The sequence below is a fragment of the Streptomyces sp. NPDC057694 genome, assembly GCF_042799415.1.
Lineage (GTDB): Bacteria > Actinomycetota > Actinomycetes > Streptomycetales > Streptomycetaceae > Streptomyces.
The window spans coordinates 544,277-564,183 of sequence record NZ_JBHVIX010000001.1 but is presented as its reverse complement, the minus strand read 5'-3'; the positions used below and the strand labels follow the sequence as shown (position 1 = coordinate 564,183).

The following is a 19,907-nucleotide window of genomic DNA, read 5'->3' as shown; positions in this document are numbered from 1 at the left end:
GGGCAGGACATGCCGCACGAGAGCGGGTACGAGCACCAGGCGCACCCGGCCGACCAGCCCGCGGTGCCCGCCTACGGGCCCGCGCGACTGCGCCGCTCCCGGCACCGCAGGCGCAAGAGCGCCCTGCGCTGGATCGCCTGGGGCACCCTGGGCGTGGCCCTGGTCGGCGGCGGAGGCGTGGCCTACGCCTGGCAGCACCTCAACGGCAACATCAAGGGCACCGACGTCGACGCGGCCCTCGGCGACGACCGGCCGAGCGAGCAGCGCGGCGGCGCCATGAACATCCTCCTGCTGGGCTCCGACTCCCGGGCCGGAACCCACGGCCAGTACGGCAGCGGTGTCCTCGGCGCGCGCGCCGACACGGCGATGGTCCTGCACGTCGACAAGGGCCATCACAAGGCGTCGGTCGTCAGCATCCCCCGCGACACCATGGTCGAGCGCCCCTCCTGCGACAAGCCGTCCGGCGGCACCGTCCCGGCGGCGCACGAGGCCATGTTCAACTCGTCCTACTCGCTCGGCGGACCCGCCTGCACGGTGAAGACGGTCGAGAACATGACGGACCTGCGCATGGACCACTACCTCGAGGTCGACTTCAAGGGGTTCCAGAAGCTCATCGACGAGCTGGGCGGCGTGGACATCACCACCAGCAGCGCCATCCGCGACCACAACAGCGGTCTCTCCCTGGACGCCGGAAAGCACCGGCTCAAGGGCAAGGACGCCCTGGCGCTCGTACGGACCCGGCACGGCGTCGGCGACGGCAGCGACCTGGGCCGCATCCAGCTCCAGCAGGCGTTCATCAAGGCCCTGATCCATCGCGCCGACACGGTCGACCCGCTCGGCAGCCCCGCCAAGTCCTACGCCCTCGCCGACACCGCGACCAAGAGCATCAGCGCCGACTCCGACCTGGCCTCCGCGGACAAGCTGCTCGGTCTCGCCAAGGAGCTGAAGGGCATCAGCCCCGACCGCACGCACATGGTCACGATGCCGGTCACCTACGACCCGCAGGACGCGGGCCGGGTCCTGCCCCTCGACACGGCGTCGCAGCGCGTGTGGACGGCCCTGCGCCACGACCGGCCCGTGCCGAAGTCGGCGACCCACGACTCGGTGGGCGACCGGACCGATTCGCCGGTCGTCTCGGGAACGTAGCGGGAACGGACCCTGTGGTCCCTCATGGGGGAAGGGGCCACAGGGTCCGCGGACTCAGTTCTTCGCCAGGGCGGGCGGTCCCGCGTTCACACCCCAACTCGTCGGCGTGGCGGACAGCTCGACCTTGATCGTGCCCGCGCGCAGCAGGTCCTTCTCGGACAGCCAGCTCTGGCGCAGCGTGCCCCTGCCCGTGTGCACGGACGACACGTACTGGAGCTTGGACGCGCTGGCCCCGGGCGCCGCGATCGCGACCGTGCGACCGTGCTCGGGCCGGATCTCGACCTTCTCGAACATGGGCGCCGAGACGATGTAGTTCGCGGATCCGGGCTGCGCCTCGAAGACGCCGGCCATGGCGAAGACGAGCAGCGACGACGTGGCACCGAGATCGTCGTTGCCGGGCATGCCGTACGCGTCATCGGTGAACAGCGTGCGCAGGGCGCGCAGCGCGGCCGACGTCTTCCAGGGCGCACCGGTCCACGCGTACATCCACGGGGCGTGGAAGTCCGGCTCGTTGTTCGGGTTGAACGCGAAGTTGTTGTGGTAGTCGTACGCGCCCGTCACCCACGAGTCCGAGGCGGCCTTGGCCGGATCGGTGAGGACGGTCGGCATGTCGAAGAACTTGTCGAGCCGCTGCTCGGCACTCGACTGACCGCCCATCAGACCGAAGAGGGTCTGCGGGTCCTGCTGGGCGAGCCACTGGTACTGCCAGGCCGTGCCCTCGTGGAACGCGCCGGACTGGGTGGGGTCGGGATCGCCGGCCACACTGCCGTCCGCGTTCCGGGTGACGGGGAACCCGGTGAAGCCCTGCGACGAGACGCCGGAGTCCCAGAGCTTGGCGAAGTTGTCGCAGCGCGACGCGAGGGTGGCCGCCTTGTCCCGGTGGCCGAGACCGCTCGCCATCGTGGACAGCGAGCAGTCGGCGAGCGCGTACTCGAGTGTCGCCGAGCCCGCCTGCCGGCTGTCGCCGAACTTGTAGCCCGGCAGATTCTGGTAGCCGACCCAGCCGTTCTGGACGTAGGTCGGGTTGCCGTCACGGCCGCGGAAGAGCGACTGGTCGGCGGGAACGTCGTTGACGTTCTTCCAGAGCGCGTCGAACAGACGGCGCGAGGTGCGGTCGTCGAGCAGGCCGCGGTTGTAGAGGTCGACGATCCACGGGGTGACGGGGTCGCCGCTCATCACGTTCGTCTCGCCGCCGCCGAGCCCCCAGCGCGGCAGCCAGCCTGCGTCGTCGTAGATCCGCAGCACCGACTTGGCCATGTCGGCGGCCTTGTCCGGGTGCAGCAGGGCCACCAGTTGGTTCTGCGAGCGGTACGTGTCCCAGAGCGAGAACATCTGGTAGTACGTGGAGTCCGAGCGGTGCACCTTGTCGTCGAAGCCCCGGTAGCGGCGGTCGACGTCGGAGCCGACCGACGGGTGCAGCAGCGAGTGGTAGAGCGCGGTGTAGTACGTGCGCTGGTCGGCGCGGCTGCCGCCGGCCACCCGCATCCGGTTCAGCTCGCCCTTCCAGTCGTCGTGCGCGGCGGCCTTGGCCGCGCCGAACGACGTGGGCTGCTCGGCCTTGCGGTTCAGCCGCGCACCGTCGACCGAGGTGTACGAAAGGCCCACCGAAGAACCGACCTGACGGCCACCCGCCTGGTCGAACGTCAGCCAGGCACCAGCCCGCTTCGTGCCCCGCGTGGCGGCACGCTGCCCCGCGGTCAGGGTCCCGTCGGTCCAGGTGCCGAACGACGAGAACGTCCGGTCGAACTTGGCGCTGAAGAAGACCCGGTAGCGCTCCTTGCCGGTCTCACCGCAGAAGTTGCCGCCCTGGACCCAGCCCTCCACGGTGTCGTCGCCGACCACCTTGATGTCGCCCGCGTACGTGCTGCCGTTGCTCTCACCGGCCTCGATGAGCACGCTCTCGGGGCCGGACCCGGCGGGGTAGGTGTAGCGGTGCTGTCCCGTGCGCTGGGTGGCGGTCAGTTCGGCCTGGATGCCGTTGTCGAACTTCACGCCGTAATAGCCGGGCGCCCGCGTCTCGTTGTCGTGGCTGAACTTCGCGGCGTACTGCGCCGGATCCGACGAGGTGACCGCGCCGGTCGTCGGCATGAACCGGATGTTGCCCATCGTCTGACAGCCGACACCCGACAGGTGCGTGTGGCTGAACCCGAGAATGGTGTTCTGCGCGTAGTCGTACGAGGCGTATTTGTTCAGCTGCGTGTCGGGGCTCAACTGCACCATGCCGAACGGAGCCGCCGCGCCGGGGAACGTCGTCCCGTCACCGTTGTTGCCGATCGACGTGTCGACCAGCGAGGTCGGATCGTCGGCGAACGCCGGTCCTTTCGCCGCGGCGTTCGCGACGCCGGTGGTGACGGACGCGGCGGCCAGGGTGGTGACGACCAGCAGGCCGGTGAAGACGCGTCTCAGCGCTTTCATCGTGATCCTCTCGTGCGACAACGTTGTCAGCTTCGTGCGCGCTGATCCTTTCTCGCCGAGTGGGGATCCGTCAATGAGCCTTCACGAGAGGCTTGTTGGGCTGATAAAGGGCATGTCGATACTGATCGGCCATACAGGAGGCTGCTAGCTCCGCGGGGAGCGGAGGACGAGCAGGGTGATCTCGCTGGGGGCGAAGACGCGGAAGGGCGGGCCCCAGAATCCGGTGCCGCGGCTGGTGTAGAGGAGGGTGCGGGCGCCGTGGCGGCTGAGGCCGGCGAGGGCCGGCTGGTCGATGCGGACCAGGTGGTGGAAGGGCCAGATCTGGCCGCCGTGGGTGTGGCCCGAGAGCTGGAGGTCGATGCCTGCGGCCGCCGCCCGGTCGATGAACTTGGGCTGGTGGGCGAGGAGCAGCACGGGCAGGTCGGGGTCGGCGCCGTCCAGGGCGCCGGCGAGGTGGGCGCGGTGGCCGGCCAGACCGGAGGACTCGGCGGTGACGTCGTCCACACCGGCGACCACGAGGGTGTCGCCGCCGCGTTCGAGCAGCAGATGGCGGTTGCGCAGCGGCTCCCAGCCGAGTTCGTCCATCAGGTCGACCCAGCCCTGGGCCTCGCTGTAGTACTCGTGATTGCCGGTGACGTACACGCGGGCCTCGGTGGCCCGCACGGTGCCGAGCGGGGCGGCCTGGGCCCGGCGGCGTTCGGCCGTGCCGTCGGCGATGTCCCCGGTGTGGCAGACCAGGTCGGCCTCCAGGGTGTTCACCGTCTCGCAGACCCGTGCCGACCAGCGGGCGCGGTCGAGCGGCCCGTAGTGGGTGTCGGTGATGAGGGCGACGCGGATGCCGTCCAAACCGGCGCCCAGGCGCGGGAGTTCGACGTCGAGGCGGCGCACCCGTGGCACGCGGCGGGCTTCGACGTACCCCCAGGCGAGCAGCACGGCCGCGACGCCGATGACCGCCCAGGTGACGATCCGGGCCCGGTCCTGGCCGTCACCGACGCCGGCCACGACCAGGGCGAGCCGCAGCAGGATGCCGAGCAGCACGGACCAGGTGAACAGGACCCAGCTGGAGCCCAGCAGGGTGTCCCCGATGATGGCCGCCCAGTCCTGCTGGCGTCGGCCGTGGCCGCGCATCATCGCGAGCGGCATGGCGATCAGCCCGACGACGAACAGCACGGTCCCGGTCACCGTGACGGCGGACGGCCAGTGCTGACCGCCGTACAGCAGCACCCAGCAGGGCACGGCCCACAGCAGTACGGGTGCGATCAGGGGGACGAAGCGCATCACGCGCCGCAGCCGGCTCGGCTCGGGCGGCTGCGCCGCACCGTCGGTGGGTCGGGTCTCGCTGGTGTCGGTCACGTTTCCCCTCCTCGGGCAACTGGGCTGCCGTCGCGCGCACTTTATCCGGTCGTCCGGGGACGGTCGGACGGGCGGGGTGCCGAGGGGGCGGCTGAACTCGCTTGGCGTGCGTCGCGGCGGCTGGTACTTTTCCGGAGGCCGTGCGAGCAAACGAGGAGGTGGTACCCGTGAACGTATTCACATGGGTGCTCTCCTCAGGAGCCACGGTCGGGCGATAGGTCGTCCGGGAGCGCCGCTTTCCGCGCATTCCCGAAAGGCACGACCATGCACTTCACTTCTGAGAAGCGTCTCGACGACGGCGTCGTCGAGCGCGCATTCTCCCTCGGCGACATCCCCGGCATCCTCTGGACACCCGCTGAGGCGTCCGCACCCGTGCCGCTGATCCTGCTCGGTCACCCCGGCGGGCTGGACAAGATGTACCCCCGGCTGGCGGCCCGGGCCCGGCAGTCGGCGGCGCAGGGCTTCGCCGCGGCCACCATCGAGCTCCCCGGGAGCGGTGACCGGCCCCGGTCGCCCGTCACCGAGCAGGCCCGCGCCGATCTGCGCCGGGCGCTGGCGGCCGGCGAGCCGGTCGACGACGACATCGTGGACCGGCTGGTCCTTCCCCTGGTCGAGATGGCGGTCCCGGAATGGCGTGCCGCCCTCGACGCCCTTCTGTCGCTGCCCGGGATCGGCGGCCCGGTCGGGTACTCGGGGGGAGTGATCTCCATCGGGACGCGGCTGGCGGTGGTCGAGCCGCGCATCACGGCCGCCGTCCTGTTCGCCGGCAGCTTCGTGCCTCGCGTCATGTACGAAGAGGCCCGGCACGTCACCATCCCGCTCCACGTTCTGCTGCAGTGGGACGACAAGGGGAACGACCGGCAGGCGGCTCTCGACCTGTTCGACGCCTTCGGCTCCGAGGAGAAGACCTTGCACGCCAACATGGGCGGGCACACCGGAGTGCCGCAGCACGCGGGTGACGCCGCGGCCGACTTCTTCGACCGGCATCTGAACCCGGGCGTCGTGTCCTAGCGCGGATTGCCTTTCGGAGTCGTCGAGGGATCGCCGCGCGCTTGACGCAAAAAGAAGCCCTGGCTGGAGGGGGGGGGATTCCAGCCAGGGCCGTAAACAGTGGCACGCGGAGGGCGGTCGCCTCGCGGCGAAAGGCTCCATGGGGCTTCAGCCGAACGATCGTCCCCATGGGCTATAGGTGAGGCCCGGGGACACTGTCCCCTCCGCAGCCACACTCACTTGAACGGTGAGGTGTGCGCGGATGTTCCGGGCCGGTGCGGGTGCCGAGGGTGAACTGCGGCACATCACCCGGGCAGGGGGACGGCCGTCACCGCGCGGCGTCGGAGCGCATGGCGGCCGTGCGTGCCCGCGCGCTCCACCCGGCGGCCAGTGCCCGCAACAGCGGAGGTGTCAGGAGGGCCAGGACGGTGAGCTCGGCCAGGACACTGAGCGCGGCCTGGGGCGCGGGCCGCAAACCGTGCTCAGTGAAGCCGAACACGCCGACGGTCCGGGACGCGCCGAAACCGACGAGTGCGCCGAGCGCGACTCCGACGGCCGCCAGCCGGAGGACCACCGGAATCCCGCCCGGCGGGCTGAGCAGCAGCAGAACGGCGAGGGCGATGGAGGCGGCGCCCTGGATCAGGAACATCACGCCGATGGTCGGGACGGAGCGGTAACCGTCGATGTACAGCTGGGCGTGGACGGTGCCGCTGACCGCGAGAGCGGCGACGACGGTCAGGCGGACGCCGATGCGGGTCGCCGCCCTGAGGGTGGTGCGAGCGAGCGTCATGCGAGCCTCCGGTCGGTGACGGCGAGCGCGTCGGCGCCACGTGTGTAGGTGACGGTGCGGATGCCGAGGGCGGATGTCAGCTGTCGGGCGGGCAGGACCTGGGGCGTGGGCGCCGGGCCGTGCCCAGGGGCGGGCAGGGGATACGCGGTGGTCGTCGCGGAGTGGAAGGTGATGTTGCCCTCGGTGCGGGTGAACAGTTGATGGACATGGCCGTTGAGGCAGGTCACCGAGGCGAAGCGTTTGAGGAGGGACAGCACCTTGAGCGCGTCGTCGGTGCTCCAGCCCCATGCCGGGTACATGGCGAACAGCGGGATGTGGCTGAACACCACGACCGGAGTGTCGGACCCGACGCCTGCCAGGTCCTTGCGTACGAAGTCGATCTGCTCGTTCCCGAGGTGTCCGAGTTTCTCCAACGCCAGCGTGTTGACCAGTGCGAGGAAGTGCACGCCGTGGGTGTCGAAGCTGAACCATCCGTCGCCCGTGGTGTCGCGGCCGAAGGCCCGTCGATAGGCCCTGCCGCTGTCCCCGACCGAGTCGTGCTCGCCGGGCACCGTGAAGACACGGCCGGTGGCGAGCCCGCTCATCATCTGTTTGACCTGGTCGAACTGGGCGGGGGTGGACAGGTGCGTCAGGTCGCCCGTGTGCATCACGAAGTCCGGCCGGAAACCCAGGGTGTTGATCTGGTCGACCGCCCGGGTGAAGGATCCGGTGACATCGGTGTTGGCAGGGCCCTGGAAGCCGATGTGGCTGTCGGAGACCTGGACGAAGCGCAGCCCGCTGAGGTCCGCGGCCGTCGCCGCCGCGGCGCTGTCGTCGGCGTGGGCGATATGGCTGATTACCTCGCCCCCCGCGACGGTGAGGACCACGGCGGAGCCGAACCAGCTCGCGTGCCGCATGAGTTGACGGCGTGACATGCCAGTGCCCTGAGAGTCGTGGTCGTCCGTCACGGGGTCACCGTCACCTTGGCCGTCATGAACGGGTGGATGGTGCACAGGTAGGCGTAGCTGCCGGGCTTGGTGAAGGTGTACGAGTAGCTCTTCCCCGTGTCCAGCGCCGGGGACCGGAGCGGCGCGCCGTTCTGACCGGTGACCGTGTGGGCGTCTGTGTCCTGGTTGGTCCAGGTCACTTTCGTACCTGCCTTCACGGTCAGGGTGGCGGGGGCGAAGGCGAAGTTCTTGATGGCCACCGTGTTCCCGGCGACCGGCGCCGCCGGACCGCCGCCCGCCGGAGGGCGCATCGTCATGCCCGGCATTCCCGGGGGGCGGGACGCCGCCGCGCCGGGTCCGCGCGCACCGGGAGTCCCCGCGAGGGACTGATGCGCGCCCGGTGAGAGCGCGGCGTCGGGCGCGTGGCCGGGGCTGCCGCACGAGGTCAGCAGCAGGGCGGGGACGAGTACCAGCACGCCGAGCGCCGGCACCGCCACTCGACGAGAAACGCGATCCGAGAACATGGTCTCCCCTTCCCGGGGTCCTGAACGGCCTGCCGTCGTGGACGGCTCTTTCCAGGGGATACGGGGGCGGGTTACAGCAGCCCGGCCGCCACCCGGCGAAGGCGTGTAACCCGGACCCGTATCTGTCGGTGAGGGGTTCGCCAACAGGGCCGGATCCAGGGCGGGTTGGGCAGGGTGGTGGCGCACTATGATGCGATATGACCGCTCTTCGGTTGGGTCGGGTGTGGAGGTCGGCCGTGCGCGCGGCCCGGCGAGCTGACCTCGGGCCGGAGCCGGCGCGCAAAAGGGCCGGGACGCGTCCGACGATGCTGGGCAGCGCGAAGTACCCCAGCTGGGAGGCGATCTACGCCGACAACGTGCCCCGCCTGTACCGCCTGATGTTCGCCCGGGTCGGCAACCGTCCGGACGCCGAGGACCTGACCTCGCAGGTGTTCCTGACCGTGTACGGGCGGCTGCGCACCGGCGCGACGGTCGGTGAGGTACGTGCCTATCTGCTGGCCACCGCCCGCACGGTACTGGTCGAGCACTGGCGGCGTACGCTCGGCCACCAGGTCACCGAGATCGACCCGGGCGAGATCGATCTGGAGAACTTCGCGGCACCCAGCCGGTCGGACGACGCGGGCGATGCCCCGGAGCGGATCGCCCGGATTCTCGACGCGCTGCCCGACCGGTCGCGCGCGATCCTCGAACTGCGCTTCCTGCGGGGCTACACGATCCGCCAGGCGGCCGCCGAACTCGGGGTCTCCGTCGCGAACGCGAAGGTCCTCCAGCATCGCGCCCTGCGTCATGCGGCCGGTCTGGGCAGTGAGAGCGACCTGGAAGGGGACGCGTGATGAAGTCCGCGGTGGACCGTTACGTCGAGCACCTGTTGGGCCGCCGCCGGCCCAGGCCGTTCGCCCCTTCCCAGGAGGATCTGGCGATCACCCGCACGGCGATCGAGCTGCTCGCCGAGAGCCCGGACGCCGCCGGGCCGCGGGAGGAGTTCGTACAGGATCTGCGGCGTCGTATCGCGGCCCTCGACGCCGCGGCCGAGCCGATCACGCCCGATCCGACCAAGGACGAGCCGGGCGTTGCAGAACTCCCTGCTCCGCGCCGGGCGGCCTGGCGCGCCCCCGGCCGCCGGCGGTTCCTGGCGGCCACCGCTCTGGCGGCCACCGGAGCCGCCGCGGGCGCGGCCGTCGATCGCGCGTTGACGGCGCAGCCCCCCGGCGAACCCGGTGCCAAGTCGGGGCAGATCACCCCGACGCGCGGGACCTGGCAGAACGTCGCGTCCTCCACCGACGTGGCCGAGGGCGCGGTGTTCTCCTTCGACCTGGGCACCGTCACGGGATTTCTGCGCCGGACCTCCGGCCGCGTCCAGGCGGTCTCCGGAATCTGCACCCATCAGGCCTGCCGCCTGGCGCTCTCACCGGCCCGCGACACTCTCGCGTGCCCCTGCCACGGTGCCACCTTCGCCCTGACCGGCGAGTCGCTCATCCACCCCAAGTCCGTACGTCCGTTGCCGTCGCTGCCCCGGATGGCGGTGCGCGAGATCGGCGGCCACATCCAGGTCTATGCCCCGGCGCCCACGGACACGTCGGCTCTCGGGGTTTGACCTTGACACTGTGACAAGGTGTCCACTTGGTGCCGGAGGTGGTCCCGATCGACACAGCAAGTGGAATTCCGCAGCACGCCCGCCTGGTGGGCGCCCTGGGCGCCGAGGACGCGTCGGTCCGGCTTCAGGCCGCCCTGGCGATCGGCTCGAACCCGGACCCCGGCTTCCTGGACGCGCTGGTCGAGCGGTGCGCCGTCGAGCCGGACTTCTTCGTACGGGACATGCTGTCGTGGGCGCTGACCCGCCTCTCGCCGGAGGTCACCCTGCCCCGGATGCACCAGGAACTCGACTCCGGGCACGCCCAGGCCCGCAGCCAGGCCTTGCACACGCTCTCCAAGATCGGCGACAGGAGCGCGTGGGCCTGGATCACGCGCGACATGCTGCGTGACGCCGACGACGAGGTCGCGCGGACCGCGTGGCGCGTCGCGGCCGCCCTCGTGCCCGAGGACGAGAAGGAGGACCTGGCGGCGGAGCTGGTCCTGCAACTCGGCCGCGGTGACCGCAATATGCGGCTGAGCCTGAGCCGGGCCTTCGTCGACCTCGGCGGCGTGATCGAGCCCGCCCTGGAGAGGGCCGCGGAGAACCCCGACCCGGCGGTGGCCGCGCACGCCCGTGCCACCGTGCTGCTCGTGCAGGACCCGGAGACCGGTTTCGACGCGGCCGTCTTCGAGGCGGAGCGCATGGTCGCACTCGGCCCGGAACGAGCCGCTGCCGCCACCGCGGCTGCCTCAGGAGTGGCCGACGCTGAGGCGACGACCGGGGCGACGGGGGCTGCCAAGGCTGCGGGGACCCCGGATTGCTGATCGGTGATGTGGCCCGTCACTCGGGGGTGAGCACCCGGATGCTCCGGCACTACGACGCGCTGGGGCTGGTGCGACCGACCGGCCGCACCGTCGGCGGCTACCGCGAGTACTCAGCCGAGGACGTCCGCAGGATCTTCCATGTGGAGAGCCTGCGATCCCTCGGGCTCTCGCTCAAACAGATCGGGCGCGCACTGGAGGACCCGGCCTTCACGCCGTCCGCTCTGGTCGGCGACCTCATCCGGTGGACGGAGGACCGCCTGGAGCGGGAACAGGAGCTGCTCAAGCGCCTCCGCGCGGTCGACGCGTCGGCACCCACCGGCTGGCAGGACGTCCTGCGCATCGTCGAACTCATGCAGGGCCTCAATTCGGCCAGCGCCGCGCGCAGGCAGCAGACCGCCCTGGCCGGGCCGGAGGGAGTCTCGGCTCCCGCCGAACTGCTGGCCGGAGCGATCCTGTCCGAGTCCGACTCGAACGTCGCGGGCGCCCTGCGCTGGGCCCTCGCCCGGTCCGGCGGTGACGGGACGGCGGCGCTGGCCGCGGGCATGCGGTCGGAGGACGTCGACATCCGGCGGCGCGCGGTACGGGCGATCGCCGAGATGTCCGACTCCCCGGGTGCGACCTCGGTGCTTACGGACGCGCTCGGGGACCCGGACATGACGGTGCGCAGGCACGCGGCACTGGCGCTGGGCGGGCGTGGCGTGACCGCAGCCGTGCCGACACTCGTCGGCATGGTCGTCGAGGGTGCCAACGACGTCGACGCGGCGGAGGTCCTGGGAACCTTGTCCCAGGACCCGGGGTCCGCGGACCGGATCACGACCGCGCTGGTCGACGAACTGGCCGCGCCCACAGCGGACTCCGCGACACGGATTCGCCTGATCCAGGCGCTGGTCGAGCTGGCGGGGACCACCGCGCGCGAGGTTCTGCGTCAACTGACCCACGACGACGACCGCACGGTCGCCCTCGTCGCCTCGGCGTTCGTCGGGGTTCTCGAGGAGCGGTCCCTCGAAGGCCTCGACGACCGGGATGTCTGAGAGGCCGCGGCCGAGGTGTGTGAGGCGGCGGTTCTTGCCTCGCCGGCGGTTGCCGCCGGCGTGTATTCAGGCGCGCAGGGCGGTGCGGAGTCCGTCGACGACGATGCCGAGCATGCGGTCGGTGCGCTCCTGCCAGTCGGGACCGCTCTCAGCCCTCCACAGGAACGACACGAGCAGCAGGACCTCGTCGGCATCGGCGCCGGGGCGCAGGTGTCCGGCGTCCTTGCAGGCGGTGAGCAGCTGGTCCAGTGCCGCGACGACCGGCGGGTAGTACTGGCTCTTGAGGTCGGCGCGAGTGGCCGCCTCCATGGCCTGGGACGCCCCGTGCTTGATGCGTCCGTAGGCGGCGAGCCGCCCGAACCACAGGCGCAGCGCGTCCAGGGGTTCGTGTGCGTCGAGCAGGCTGGGGGCGGCCTCGACGAGGGCCTCGACGTCGGTCCGGTAGACGGCGAGGAGCAGCGCCTCGCGACTGGGGAAGTGCCGGTACATGGTCCCCTGGCCCACACCGGCCGCCTTGGCGATCGACTGGAGGGTCGCGTCGGGGGCCGCTGCGAAGGCCGTGCGTGCGATGTCGATGATGCGGGCGCGGTTGTCCTCGGCGTCCGAGCGTTTCGGGCGCGGGCGGGGCGGTGCCGTCTGTCTGTCACCGGAACGGGTATCGGGCATACGTCCGCCGCCTCCTTTCTGCGGGACGCGTCTCCGCTGTTGTCATGGCGTGGTGGTCACGGCGTCGTCGTCACGGCGTGGCACGCACGAGGACCAGCGAACCGTTGTAGGCCGGCCGGCTGCGCAGGTGACCGAAGGCCTCGTCCCAGGCACCTGAGCCCAGAGCGCGCCGCAGGGAGACGTCGAAGTCCTGGCGGGCGCGGTCGTCGATGAAGCTCCAGGCCGAGCAGGCTCGGCGCGCGGCCGGGGCCAGGAGCAGCTCCGGGCGGCCGTAGTACGCCTCGTTGAAATCGTCCGTGCAGTCCAGCGGCACGGGGACGGACTCGACGGTGGTGGTGCCGCCGAGCGCGGCCGTGAGCCGGTCCAGGGACGGGTAGCGGCGGGCTTCGGTCTCCAGGACGTCGGGCGCGTACTCGTAGAGCCAGAAGTCGCGCACGCGAGCGGGGTCGCAGGTCAGCACGGCGACGGGACCGCGGGTGACGCGGCGCATCTCGCGCAGTCCGGCGTCGATGTCCGACCAGTCCTGGACGCTGAGCAGAGCCATCGCCGCGTCGAACTCACGGTCGGCGAAGGGGAGGTTCTCGGCGACGGCGTCGATGGCGGTCGCGAGCTCGGCCGGGCGCCGGGCGCGCAGGGCCAAGGACGGCTCGACCGCGGTGATGGCGTGCGCCGCGGACTCGTACGATCCGGTGCCCGCGCCGACATTGAGGACCGTGCGCGCATCGCCGAGGGCCCGGGCGATGACGTGGCCGATGCGCTCGTCGGGACGACGAAGGGAGACGCGTTCAGGGTCGAGGACCCCGTAGCCGACATCGCCGCCGTCAAAGGTGCGCATGACCATAGGGGACCTCGCCTTCCAGGTCTGGCCGGAGCTGCGGCAGTCGCGCCCCGAACAACGCCCTCCATATTGCATCTGCGGCAAGAAATCTCATAGCCGCCTGGCGAATGCTTGGCTAATCGGCCAAAGATCGCAGCATGTGCGGCGTTGTACTTGGAGGTTGTGTCGGCGTGGTTCAGCCAGGAGCCGGCTCCGGCAGGGGTGCCCCGGAGAAGCGGGCAACGACCACGCGCCCCGCTTCGACGGCTGGGGCGCACCGGGCCGCACCCCCGCCGACGTTCAACGCGTACACGGCCTTCAACATGGCCGAACTCGCACATGTCCTCGACGACCCCGAACTGGCGCCACGCTCCCGCCTCCTGGCCGAGGAGATGGACACCCACTCTGGAACGCGGACGAAGGGATGTGGGACGACCGCCCGCAGACCTGGTCGACGCTCGCCGCCTGCATGCACTGACCGGGCGGCCCCGACATGCGCGACCCGGAACGGAACGCTCGTCCGTGACGGGCGCGCCGGTCGGGGCCGCCGCCCTCACCCGTCCGGCCCAACGGGAATCCGGACGGCACCGGATGCCCGCCCGAGCAGGCGCGACACGGCCGATCGTCGGAACATGGGAGAACGCGGGAGAAGGCAGAGCGGGCCGAGCAGACGGGAGTGCCGCAGGTGGCCGGTGGGCGCGAGCACGGCAGTTCCGAGGAGCGCGACGCCGAATTGCGCCAGCTCGACGCTCTCAACCGGCTCGCGGGCCCCGCCGCCGACGGATCCGGCGAGGCCCCGGAGCGTACGAACCGCCGTGAGTCCGACCTGCTCGTCGCGGGGCACTCCCTGGCGCGGACCGAGTCGCTCGCGGAGGCGCTCGCCCTGATCGCCCAGCTGTCCGGCACCGAGCTGCCGCTGCGCGGCCAGGCGGTGTTCCGTGCGGACCGCGAGTTCCTGCACTGCGTCGGACACATCGGTGTGCGCGACACGGAGGCCGACGCGTTCCGGCTCTCACTGGACATCGACCACCCCGCCACGCAGGTGACCCGCACCGGACGCCCCGTACTCCTGGCCTCCCCGCAGGAGTACCGCGACCGGTTCCCGACCGCGTGGCCGCTCTCCGACCGGACGGGGTTCGAGGGCTGGGCCTATCTCCCACTGGTCACGTACGGCCAGCTCACGGGCGTGTGGCTGGCCGCGTTCGACGCCCCGGTACGGATGACGGACGGCCTGGGGACCTTCCTGATGACCCTGGCCCAACTGCTCGGCCAGAGCATCGAGCAGACGTACAACGGCCGGGCCGACCACGCACTGTCCCAGAGCCTGCGCAGCAGCATGGACCGCGTCGGACCCGGCGTCGAAGGCCTGACCGTCGCCGCCCGGTACGTGCCCACCGGCGGCGGGCTGATGATCGGCGGCGACTGGTTCGACAGCATCGTCCTGCCCAGCGGGCGTCTCGGCCTCGTGATCGGCGACGTGCAGGGCCACGACGTCCATGCCGCAGGGCTGATGTCCCAGTTGCGCACCGCGATCCATGCCTACGCCGTCGAGGGCCACGGCCCCGACGCCGTCATGGTGCGTGCGTCGCACTTCCTGGCGTCACTGGACGAGGACCGCTTCGCCACCTGCATCTACCTGGAGGCGGACCCGGCCACCGGCATCCTGCGCATCGCCCGCGCCGGGCATCCGCACCCCGTACTGCGGCTCCCCGACGGAACCTGCCTGCTCAAACACGTGCGCGGCGGCCTGCCCCTCGGCCTCGACCTGGGGGAGGACGACTACCCGGTCAGCGTCGTCACCCTGCGTGAGAACGAGATCCTCATGCTGTGCACCGACGGCCTGATCGAGTCCGGCGGCCACGACATGTACTCCGGCTGGCTCCGCGTCCGCAACGCCCTGACCCCGGGCGCCGCCGAGAACATCGACGGCCTGGCGGACCGGCTCCTGAACGCCGTCGTCGCCCCGCACGCCGCGCAGCCCGGCACCCGGCCCACCTCCTTCACGGAGGACGACATCGCCCTGCTCCTCCTGCGCCGCGACCCGTCCGACCCGTCCGCGGACCGCCCGGGGCGGCATCTGCGGCTGACCCTCGAACAGGATCAGGCCCAGGGGCTCGCCGACGCGCGGATCGAACTCCAGGGACTGCTCCACGACTGGGCACGCCCCGAACATGTCGACACGGTGGTCCTGCTCGCCTCCGAACTTCTCGGCAACGTGCTGATCCACACCGAGTACGCCGCCGTCCTCGGCGCGGAGATCAGCGGCGTCCCGGGGCGGCGCCACCTACGGGTCGAGGTCACCGACCGCAGCGACGAAGTACCGCACCGCCGCGCGCCCGGCGAACTCTCCTCCTCCGGCCGCGGCCTCGTCCTCCTCGACCTCCTCGCCCATCGCTGGAACATCCGCCCCGAGCCGGAGGGCAAGACGGTGTGGTTCGAACTCGACGAGGACGGACCGGAGGAACCATGACCCCCATGACCTCCGTGATCCCCTGATCTGCTGACCGACGTCCGGATCAGCGGCCGTTGGCGGAGAAGTGCTGGTAGTCCGGGTGCGCCCAGCGGCCGCCCCACTGCCAGCCGACCTTGCGCATGGCGGTCGTGATCACATCGCCGCGCCGGATCATTCCCTTGACGGGCCGGTCCCGGCGCAGATAGCGGCGGCCGGCCGGTGGGTAGACGCGGCCCGCAGTGTCGACATAGGGATTCTCGAGCGTGTTGATGTCGATCGCGTTGCCGTAGGAGTGCTGGGACATCTTGCCCGGACTCCCGGTCACGGCACGGCAGTTGAAGGCCGAGGTGTTGTCCTGCTTCATGGCGGCGGTGTCGCTGCCCCGGTACTCGGCCATCACCTTCATCCGCCGGATGGGGAACTTCGCGGCGAAGGCCCGCCCGAACACGTACAGCATCGGGTTCACGGCCTGTCGGCTGACGATCAGCTCGCCGCGATGCACTTTGCCGTCGAAGCCCCAGTGGTTCATCCGGATCAGGCGAAGACGTCCCGGCGGGACGGGGCAGCCGCGTCGGTAGGTGTGAGCCAGTTTCGCGCCGGGCGCGGCGGAGACCACGGCGTTCAGGCCGGGCGCGGCCGCGGGGGAGAGGGGAGGGGTCGGCTGTGCCTGCGCGGGCGGAATGGTCAGCAGGACTGCGGCGACGACGAGAGCGGCCATCGCGGAGCGCGGTACTTTTTGCACCTTATGAACTTAGGTGGGGCTTTCTGGAAAGTTCGGTAAGGCGGTGCGTGCAGTCGGCTGTAGTTGGCTGTGTTTGTCTTTGTTTCGTATCAGCTGACAAGTCCGTACAACTCCTGTGCCCGAGCGCTCGTCTAGCCGGGCAGGAATCCAGGAGAGGATCGGTCATGGGGGACATTCGCAGACGGGCCGTCGGTGTGGCGGCGGTCGCCGGACTCGTCGCGCCGCTCGCGCTCGCACTCGGGGCGGCACCGGCGCAGGCCGCCGGCAGCTGTACGACGCAGACGGGGCCGCATCAGAAGCAGGTGGAGAAGTTTCTCGGCCGCCCGGTCGACGGCAAGCAGTCCGCCGCCGACTGCAAGGCCATCAAGGCGTTCCAGACGAAGCACGGCATCACCCCGAACATCGGCTACGCGGGTCCCGTCACCTGGGGCGTGATGGACCTGATGAACAAGCAGAAGGCCGTCGGCAAGACCCCGAACAAGGCGGGCAAGTGCCCGGTGAACAAGGGCCGGATCGCCTGCGTGAACCTCACCCTTCAGCTCAGCTGGATCCAGGACGGCAAGAACCTCGTGTACGGGCCGGTCCCGGTGCGCACGGGACGCAACGGGTACGAGACGCGCACCGGGCTCAAGAAGATCTACTGGCGGCACATCGACCACGTGTCGAGCATCTACAACGTACCGATGCCGTACAGCCAGTTCTTCGACGGCGGCGAGGCGTTCCACTCGGTGGGCGTCAGCATGTGGAACCCGCCGGGTTCGCACGGCTGCGTCAACATGACGAAGACCACCGCGAAGAAGTACTGGTCCCTGCTGAAGACCGGCGACGACGTCTTCGTCTACGGCCGCAAGCCGGGCACCTGACCCTACGAGACTCCGGCCGCCCGCAGAACCCCGGCGAAGGAAGCCTCGCGATAGAGGTCCGCCTCGCTTCCGCCGGCCTTCTCGCCGTCGATGCGCACGGTCGGGGTTCCCTGGACGCCGTCGTCCCGGAAGGACTTCATCGCCTCGGCGACCCACGACGTGTACCGGCCGTCATTGACGGCCCTGTCGAACGCGGGGCCGCGGAGCCCGCCCACCTTGTCGGCGATCTTCAGCAAATACGCCGCCGTGTAGACGTCCTGGCTCTCGTCGTCGGGCTGGTTGGCGAAGACCGCCGCATGGAAAGCGGGGAACTCTCCCGCGTCGACGGAGGCCCGCAGCGCGTTCGCGGCGTTCACGGAGCCCGACCCGCCGAGCCGCGCGTCGAGGAACGACGCGATCGTGTACTCGACCTTCACCTTGCCCTCGCGCACGGGACCCGTCAGGGCTCGTGCGCCGCCCTGCTCGAAGTCCTTGCAGTACGGGCAGCGCGGATCCTCGTAGACCTTGACGGTGTGCGGCGCGTCGGGCCGCCCCAGCACGATCGTCCCGCCGTGCACCTTCGCGCTCACGCCGGACAGGTCGGCGGCGTCGGAGACCTCACGCACGGCAGCTGTCCCGCCGTCGCCGGACAGGCCGCAGCCGCTCAGGGCGATGCCTGCTCCCAGCGCGACCACGGACGCGGTCCACATCGTTCGCCGTTTCACCACTCACCCTTCCCGACTGCGCATGACGTTCCCACGCTAGGCGTGCCCTGCTGGTCGAACGGACGGCGAAAGCCCGGTTCCACCAGGACTTTCGGCCCCTGTCGGCCGGGAACTGTTCGCGCGGGCGGAACGTGACGGGGCAGGACGGGAAGCGGCCCGCCCATGCACTACTGGTCGGGCCGCCGACCGCGGCGGAGAGCCGCGGCATCAACGCAGGTGCCGTATCAGGGGCAGGTGACGAGGACGATCGACACGGCGTTGCAGGTGACGGACGCCGTGTCGTTGCCGGGCTGGGGATCGGTGGGCGCGGAGGCGGTGCGCAGGGCGGAGACCTTGACCGGGCCGAGGTGCAGCAGGTGCAGCGGGACGCGGAACGTCCTGTTCACGCTCGCGTTGTCGGCGATGGCGCCGTAGTCGCAGGTCACGGTGGTGCCGGCGGCGGTGCAGCCGGTGGCCAGGTCGGTGGCCCTGGCTCCGGCCGGGAGCTTGGCCGTGAGGGTCGCCGAGGTGACGGCCTCGGGTCCGGTGTTGTGAGCGGTGAGGGTGTAGGACAGGTAGGGCACCAGGAGGTTCAGGCGCGGCTGAGCGGTGAGCTTGACGTCGATGTCCGCACGCGCGGACGACTGCGCGGCGGTGAAGGCCAGGCCGTACGGGCCGTCGAACCCGCTGATCGTCTCCTTGACGGTATTGGTCCCGGTGTCGATCACCGATACGGTGCCGTCGTTCACGTTGGTCGCGTAGACGGCCGTACCGGACGGGGCCGCCTCGACCCTGGCCGGACCGTCGCCGACGGGGACGGTCGCCGTCACCGTTCCCGTCGCGGTGTTGATCACCTTCACGTCGTCGCTGCCCCGGTCCGCGACGTAGGCGCGGCTGCCCGAGGCGTTGAACGCGACGCTGTTCGGGGAGGTCCCGACGGCGATGGTGGCGCTGACCGCGTTGGTCGCCGTGTCGAGGACCGAGACCGTGGTCCCGCCGCTGTTGGTGACGTAGGCGAAGGCCCCCGAGGGGCTGACCGCGACACCGGCCGGAGACGCCCCGACCGGGACGGTGGCGGTCACCGTGTCGGTCGCGGTGTCGATCACCGAGACCGTGGCCTCGTTGTTGTTGGTCACGTAGGCGGTGGAGCCGGACGGGCTCACCGCCACCCCGTTCGGGGAGTTGCCCACCTGGACGGTGGCGCTGACCGTGTTCGTCGCGGTGTCGATCACCGAGACCGTGGTCCCGCCGCTGTTCGCGACGTAGGCGCGAGTGCCGGACGGATCGAAGGCCAGGTTGAGGGGGTTGCTGCCGACAGGGACGGTCGCCGTGACCGTGTTGGTGTCCAGGTCGATCGCCGAGACGGTGCCTTCGTCGAAGTTGGTCGCGTAGGCGTGCGCGGCGGTGGGATCGACCGCCACGCCGACGGGACTGTTTCCGACGGTGATGCTGTCGGTGACGGTGTTCGTGCTCGTGTCGACCACCGACACGGTGTCGCCGTAGAAGTTGGCCACGTACGCCGTCGGGCCGGTGGCGGCCTGCGCGGGACCGGGGAGAGCCGCCAGGCCCGTCAGTGCCAGGGCCGCGCCGGCGGCGAGCGAGGTCAGCCGCCGCCCCCGGAGCATCCACGGCGACCTGCCTGACGAGGAGCGTGCGGAGCGGCCCGACAGCGTGGCGGGTCTGGAAGGTGCACGGGTCAAAGAACTTCCCCCTTCAACGTGTCCGCACCCCCGACAGCGGGTCCGAAGGGTCCCGGGAACCGGCAGCGGTGCGGTCGTGCCGACCCCGCCGCCGGCCGTCTCCCGAAGCGCCGGTCCGCGGGGCCCTCGTACGTCGCGAACTGCGCCTGCGCCCGGCGACGTCAGCGGAATCATCGCGCTCGCCCGACAACTCGGTATCTGAATCTTCGGAGTTGTCCGAATGTGGCAGACCGGTGTCCATCTGGCATCCCGACGCCGCACCGGGCGGTTCACCGGCATGGCAGAAGTGGGGGCGGGCGGCCGGGGCGGGCCCCACCCTTTTTTCCGGGGGCGGAGGGCCGGAGACGACAAAACGGACGCTCTTCCCCGACACCGCAGTGTTCCTCCAACTTCCCACCTGGGTCTTGGCGGT

General features: G+C 70.8%; 18 protein-coding genes. 8 read left to right on the top strand and 10 right to left on the bottom strand.

The features are described from left to right. Positions 1-9 precede the first annotated feature (9 nt). Entirely contained in the window at positions 10-1,146 is a 1,137-nt protein-coding gene (locus ACFVDP_RS02725; protein WP_383482108.1) for an LCP family protein, read from the top strand. Positions 1,147-1,200: 54 nt separating this feature from the next. Here the strand turns inward: ACFVDP_RS02725 and ACFVDP_RS02720 are convergent, their stop codons facing one another. Continuing rightward, positions 1,201-3,561, bottom strand: a complete 2,361-nt coding sequence (locus ACFVDP_RS02720; protein ID WP_383482105.1) for a GH92 family glycosyl hydrolase — start codon at positions 3,559-3,561, stop codon at positions 1,201-1,203. A 144-nt stretch (positions 3,562-3,705) separates the two neighbouring features. After that, a complete protein-coding gene (locus ACFVDP_RS02715) occupies positions 3,706-4,914 on the bottom strand; it encodes a metallophosphoesterase (RefSeq protein ID WP_383482102.1) in 1,209 nt (402 codons plus the stop codon). A 264-nt stretch (positions 4,915-5,178) separates the two neighbouring features. Between ACFVDP_RS02715 and ACFVDP_RS02710 the strand changes: the two genes are divergently transcribed. Continuing rightward, positions 5,179-5,925: an alpha/beta hydrolase gene (locus ACFVDP_RS02710; protein ID WP_383482099.1), complete on the top strand. Its 747-nt coding sequence runs from the start codon at positions 5,179-5,181 to the stop codon at positions 5,923-5,925. Positions 5,926-6,232: 307 nt separating this feature from the next. Here ACFVDP_RS02710 and ACFVDP_RS02705 read toward each other — a convergent pair whose 3' ends face one another. Genes ACFVDP_RS02705 through ACFVDP_RS02695 form a run of 3 tightly spaced genes read right to left on the bottom strand, consistent with a single transcriptional unit; the run spans position 6,233 to position 8,144 of the window. Next, entirely contained in the window at positions 6,233-6,694 is a 462-nt protein-coding gene (locus ACFVDP_RS02705; RefSeq protein WP_383482096.1) for a hypothetical protein, read from the bottom strand. Further along, a complete protein-coding gene (locus tag ACFVDP_RS02700; RefSeq protein ID WP_383482093.1) occupies positions 6,691-7,641 on the bottom strand; it encodes a metallophosphoesterase family protein in 951 nt (316 codons plus the stop codon). The genes ACFVDP_RS02705 and ACFVDP_RS02700 overlap by 4 nt, the downstream gene beginning before the upstream one ends. Beyond that, on the bottom strand, positions 7,638-8,144 hold the full coding sequence (locus ACFVDP_RS02695; protein WP_383482090.1) for a cupredoxin family copper-binding protein: 507 nt from the start codon (positions 8,142-8,144) through the stop codon (positions 7,638-7,640). Before ACFVDP_RS02695 ends, ACFVDP_RS02700 begins: the two co-directional genes overlap by 4 nt. Before the next feature lie 305 nt (positions 8,145-8,449). On the opposite strand from ACFVDP_RS02695, the gene ACFVDP_RS02690 reads away from it, so the two are divergent. From ACFVDP_RS02690 to ACFVDP_RS02675, 4 genes are read left to right on the top strand one after another with little or no spacing between them, the layout of a single operon-like run. Next, positions 8,450-8,977, top strand: coding sequence for an RNA polymerase sigma factor (locus tag ACFVDP_RS02690; protein ID WP_383482088.1), 528 nt, complete (start codon positions 8,450-8,452; stop codon positions 8,975-8,977). Next, a complete protein-coding gene (locus ACFVDP_RS02685; RefSeq protein ID WP_383482085.1) occupies positions 8,977-9,738 on the top strand; it encodes a Rieske (2Fe-2S) protein in 762 nt (253 codons plus the stop codon). Before ACFVDP_RS02690 ends, ACFVDP_RS02685 begins: the two co-directional genes overlap by 1 nt. Before the next feature lie 29 nt (positions 9,739-9,767). Next, positions 9,768-10,541, top strand: coding sequence for a HEAT repeat domain-containing protein (locus ACFVDP_RS02680; RefSeq protein WP_383482082.1), 774 nt, complete (start codon positions 9,768-9,770; stop codon positions 10,539-10,541). Further along, positions 10,535-11,572: a HEAT repeat domain-containing protein gene (locus ACFVDP_RS02675; protein WP_383482079.1), complete on the top strand. Its 1,038-nt coding sequence runs from the start codon at positions 10,535-10,537 to the stop codon at positions 11,570-11,572. The genes ACFVDP_RS02680 and ACFVDP_RS02675 overlap by 7 nt, the downstream gene beginning before the upstream one ends. 66 nt (positions 11,573-11,638) lie before the next feature. Here the strand turns inward: ACFVDP_RS02675 and ACFVDP_RS02670 are convergent, their stop codons facing one another. Further along, positions 11,639-12,238, bottom strand: a complete 600-nt coding sequence (locus tag ACFVDP_RS02670; RefSeq protein WP_383482077.1) for a TetR/AcrR family transcriptional regulator — start codon at positions 12,236-12,238, stop codon at positions 11,639-11,641. Between the two features lie 70 nt (positions 12,239-12,308). After that, positions 12,309-13,073 carry a class I SAM-dependent methyltransferase gene (locus tag ACFVDP_RS02665; RefSeq protein ID WP_383482074.1) on the bottom strand — a complete coding sequence of 255 codons (765 nt, stop codon included), beginning with the start codon at positions 13,071-13,073 and terminating at the stop codon, positions 12,309-12,311. Between the two features lie 667 nt (positions 13,074-13,740). Between ACFVDP_RS02665 and ACFVDP_RS02660 the strand changes: the two genes are divergently transcribed. After that, positions 13,741-15,525 (top strand): SpoIIE family protein phosphatase, encoded by a 1,785-nt coding sequence (locus ACFVDP_RS02660; RefSeq protein WP_383482071.1) that lies wholly within the window; start codon positions 13,741-13,743, stop codon positions 15,523-15,525. A gap of 46 nt (positions 15,526-15,571) precedes the next feature. Here ACFVDP_RS02660 and ACFVDP_RS02655 read toward each other — a convergent pair whose 3' ends face one another. Next, complete coding sequence (locus tag ACFVDP_RS02655) at positions 15,572-16,249, bottom strand: M15 family metallopeptidase (protein ID WP_383482069.1); 678 nt, start codon at positions 16,247-16,249, stop codon at positions 15,572-15,574. A gap of 164 nt (positions 16,250-16,413) precedes the next feature. Between ACFVDP_RS02655 and ACFVDP_RS02650 the strand changes: the two genes are divergently transcribed. Then, positions 16,414-17,112 carry a L,D-transpeptidase family protein gene (locus ACFVDP_RS02650; protein WP_383482066.1) on the top strand — a complete coding sequence of 233 codons (699 nt, stop codon included), beginning with the start codon at positions 16,414-16,416 and terminating at the stop codon, positions 17,110-17,112. Positions 17,113-17,114: 2 nt separating this feature from the next. Here ACFVDP_RS02650 and ACFVDP_RS02645 read toward each other — a convergent pair whose 3' ends face one another. After that, positions 17,115-17,816, bottom strand: coding sequence for a DsbA family protein (locus ACFVDP_RS02645; RefSeq protein ID WP_383482063.1), 702 nt, complete (start codon positions 17,814-17,816; stop codon positions 17,115-17,117). A 224-nt stretch (positions 17,817-18,040) separates the two neighbouring features. After that, positions 18,041-19,420, bottom strand: coding sequence for a beta-propeller fold lactonase family protein (locus ACFVDP_RS02640; protein WP_383482060.1), 1,380 nt, complete (start codon positions 19,418-19,420; stop codon positions 18,041-18,043). Positions 19,421-19,907: the final 487 nt, after the last annotated feature.

What these genes read in the sequence shown, in the direction of transcription:
- ACFVDP_RS02705 (WP_383482096.1), bottom strand. Translation starts at nt 6,694, where the DNA reads ATGACGCTCGCTCGCACCACCCTCAGGGCGGCGACCCGCATCGGCGTC.
- ACFVDP_RS02640 (WP_383482060.1), bottom strand. Translation starts at nt 19,420, where the DNA reads ATGCTCCGGGGGCGGCGGCTGACCTCGCTCGCCGCCGGCGCGGCCCTG.
- ACFVDP_RS02720 (WP_383482105.1), bottom strand. Translation starts at nt 3,561, where the DNA reads ATGAAAGCGCTGAGACGCGTCTTCACCGGCCTGCTGGTCGTCACCACC.
- ACFVDP_RS02685 (WP_383482085.1), top strand. Translation starts at nt 8,977, where the DNA reads ATGAAGTCCGCGGTGGACCGTTACGTCGAGCACCTGTTGGGCCGCCGC.
- ACFVDP_RS02670 (WP_383482077.1), bottom strand. Translation starts at nt 12,238, where the DNA reads ATGCCCGATACCCGTTCCGGTGACAGACAGACGGCACCGCCCCGCCCG.
- ACFVDP_RS02710 (WP_383482099.1), top strand. Translation starts at nt 5,179, where the DNA reads ATGCACTTCACTTCTGAGAAGCGTCTCGACGACGGCGTCGTCGAGCGC.
- ACFVDP_RS02725 (WP_383482108.1), top strand. Translation starts at nt 10, where the DNA reads ATGCCGCACGAGAGCGGGTACGAGCACCAGGCGCACCCGGCCGACCAG.
- ACFVDP_RS02665 (WP_383482074.1), bottom strand. Translation starts at nt 13,073, where the DNA reads ATGCGCACCTTTGACGGCGGCGATGTCGGCTACGGGGTCCTCGACCCT.
- ACFVDP_RS02650 (WP_383482066.1), top strand. Translation starts at nt 16,414, where the DNA reads ATGGGGGACATTCGCAGACGGGCCGTCGGTGTGGCGGCGGTCGCCGGA.
- ACFVDP_RS02695 (WP_383482090.1), bottom strand. Translation starts at nt 8,144, where the DNA reads ATGTTCTCGGATCGCGTTTCTCGTCGAGTGGCGGTGCCGGCGCTCGGC.
- ACFVDP_RS02690 (WP_383482088.1), top strand. Translation starts at nt 8,450, where the DNA reads ATGCTGGGCAGCGCGAAGTACCCCAGCTGGGAGGCGATCTACGCCGAC.